At 44.7% G+C, this 1,855-nt stretch carries 3 protein-coding genes; all 3 read left to right on the top strand.

Features of this window, described 5'->3' with window-relative positions:
* Nucleotides 1-367 (top strand): hypothetical protein (locus VN105_RS14260; protein WP_325641995.1); only part of this gene is annotated, 367 nt, incomplete at its 5' end.
* 30 nt (nucleotides 368-397) lie between these two features.
* Complete coding sequence (locus tag VN105_RS14255) at nucleotides 398-1,147, top strand: LytTR family DNA-binding domain-containing protein (protein WP_325641991.1); 750 nt, start codon at nucleotides 398-400, stop codon at nucleotides 1,145-1,147.
* A gap of 34 nt (nucleotides 1,148-1,181) precedes the next feature.
* The gene (locus VN105_RS14250) at nucleotides 1,182-1,490 is read left to right on the top strand and encodes a MerR family transcriptional regulator (RefSeq protein ID WP_172395456.1); all 309 of its coding nucleotides are present in this window, start codon (nucleotides 1,182-1,184) and stop codon (nucleotides 1,488-1,490) included.
* Nucleotides 1,491-1,855 lie beyond the last annotated feature (365 nt).

The following is a 1,855-nucleotide window of genomic DNA, read 5'->3' as shown; positions in this document are numbered from 1 at the left end:
GGCCATTCAGCGTGCGGTGGAGAAAATTCCTTTTTACATCGATGTAGAGCTGACCGGTAATCTGATGCGGTTTACCATTCCGCCCACCACCTTGCAGACGCTCGTCGGAAATGTATTTAAACATGCCGAGATAACGGATCCCGCTGAGCCAGCACGTATCACAATCGAAGCGATGGATAGGGGATATACCATAGCGGTCGGCAATAGAAAACGACGCGGTCCCTCGTCAGGTGTCAGTCATGGCAAAGGGATGCGCAATTTGCTTGCACGGATGCGGTATGTCTATGGGGATAATTTTACAATGCGTGAAGAGAAGGAAGGGGACTATTACCAGCTGTGCATCAACCTACAATTTGTAACCGAGTAAAAAAACAGATAAACAATAAACTAAACACATATGAAACGAATATGGATCGGGGTGATCATTGATGATCAGCAAGGTTGTATAGACTACCTGCTACAATTAATGGAGGATATCGCCTATGTAAAGATCATCAAAACATTTAATGATCCAAAGGAGGCTAAACTTTTCCTGCGGGTCAACCAGGTAGATTTTATGATCCTGGATGTAGAACTGGGCCATACAAATGGATTTGATTTTATCAGGACATTGCCCAATACAAACCTGAAGACAATCTTGTATACCGCCCATGAGCAATACGAGGACTGCGGCTATGATATCGGTGTGGTAGATGTGCTGCTCAAAGAGGTATCGATGAGCCGCCTCTGTGGTGCATTGCGCCGGCTGGATACAGAGCTGGCCAAGCTCCTGCCTATATCAGCGAGCGATTCACTCGATAATTATTATCACCATTTTATGGTTCGGGTGGGCTATCGTTATGTGCGGAATTTGGTCTGGATGAAAAATATTATCTATGTGGAGAGTGGCAATGGTGCTATTACATTCCATATGGTAGATGGTACGTCCAAGAAATGCAACAATAGCATGCGCCAGGTGCTAGAGAAGCTGCCCATAAAGTGGTTTAAGCAGATCCATCAGAGTTTTGTGATCAATATCAGTTTTTTCTATAGCTATGAAAAAGGAAAGGTGCGCATGACGCTGGATAATATCATGCTGCCCACCGGTGATAAAAAGATCTATAGCGATTTCTTCACGTTCATTAACTCCAACCTGCTTGGCGATTAAAAACCATTTTATGATTATAAACCATTTTAAAAATATGAGAAAACAATGCGTTAACAATGTAGGCCGAAAGACAGATGCTCATCTGCTCCGGGCCCTGCATCTACTCTTTAATGAAATACAAAAATTGAAAAAGGCGGTGCTTGACAGTCTGCCGCCAGAGGATGTACATGTCGAATTGCGTGATACCGGCTTTGTCAAGGACACGGTCGGCGTATCGGACCGCACGCTGCTACGGTATCAGAACCTGGGCCTGATCCAGGTGCATCGGCGTGATAAAGGTGGAAAAAAGTACTTTAAGCTCGACGATGTACTCCGCCTCAAACGCTATCTCAATGGCGGATAGTACGGGTGCTGCGAAGTTTTGGCTATAGGTTTCACTTCGCAGCATTTATGGCCTTTCTTTGCCCCGACTATAGGCCATGGTCGCCAGTATAGCAGACCGGTACCCATCATTGACCTACTGTTAGCCTATCCAGATAGGTCATCGGTAGGTGATATGTAATTCATGCCCGGCTTAATAGTAAAATTTGGTCATAAGCTGCCTAATCAAAGGCCGATATAAGCTGTGGCTACCGGCAGTCATGATTCCTTTAGGTATGCTTCTTTTTGCATTTCTTATTTTGGTTTTTGCTGTTTTATACCGGTTTTGTTTACAGCGATGCGCTTTCAATATTCCCCTGTTGTGGTGCGCTTCCGTACAGCTTTTTT

The sequence above is a fragment of the Chitinophaga sp. genome, assembly GCF_035564935.1.
GTDB lineage: Bacteria > Bacteroidota > Bacteroidia > Chitinophagales > Chitinophagaceae > Chitinophaga.
The sequence above is the reverse complement of the archived record's forward strand: the minus strand, read 5'-3'. Positions and strand labels throughout refer to the sequence as shown.

Bases quoted from the DNA above. Each gene is read 5' to 3' on its own strand.
- VN105_RS14255 (WP_325641991.1), top strand. From the start codon at position 398: ATGAAACGAATATGGATCGGGGTGATCATTGATGATCAGCAAGGTTGT.
- VN105_RS14250 (WP_172395456.1), top strand. From the start codon at position 1,182: ATGAGAAAACAATGCGTTAACAATGTAGGCCGAAAGACAGATGCTCAT.